Source organism: Neorhizobium alkalisoli, assembly GCF_002968635.1.
In the GTDB taxonomy this organism is placed as follows: domain Bacteria; phylum Pseudomonadota; class Alphaproteobacteria; order Rhizobiales; family Rhizobiaceae; genus Neorhizobium; species Neorhizobium alkalisoli.
Map to the genome: position 1 here is coordinate 1 of NZ_PVBN01000036.1, position 462 is coordinate 462.

Annotated in this window: 1 protein-coding gene; it reads left to right on the top strand. The window is 73.2% G+C overall.

The window, feature by feature from the left end:
• A partial coding sequence (locus tag C5L13_RS28420) for an FtsX-like permease family protein (protein WP_342588209.1) occupies window positions 1-462 on the top strand: 462 nt, incomplete at both ends.

A 462-nucleotide genomic window follows, 5' to 3' on the forward strand; every position in this document is an offset into this window, starting at 1 on the left:
AGCCGGACCGCGCCGGCGACTTCTACAGCCTGACGCCCCGCGCCATGATGAGCCTGGCCGACCTCGATGCCACCGGGGTGGTCCAGCCGGGCAGCCGGGTGCGCTACCGCGATCTGTGGGAAGGCCCGCCGGAAGCCCTCCAGGCCTATCGCCAGCAGGTCAAGGGCAGCCTCGCCGCCAACCAGCGCCTGCAGGATGCCCGCGACGGCAACCGCCAGGTGGGCGATGCCCTCGGCCGTGCCGAGCGCTACCTGAACCTGGCCAGCCTGGCCGCGGTGCTGCTCGCCGGCGTCGCCGTGGCGCTGTCCGCCGCCCGTTTCGCTGCACGGCGCTACGACGCCAGCGCGCTGCTGCGCTGCCTCGGTCTGTCGCGCAGCGAAACCCTGCTCCTCTACGCGCTGCAACTGTTGCTGCTGGGCCTGCTCGCCAGCGCCATCGGCGCCCTGCTCGGCTGGTTGGCAC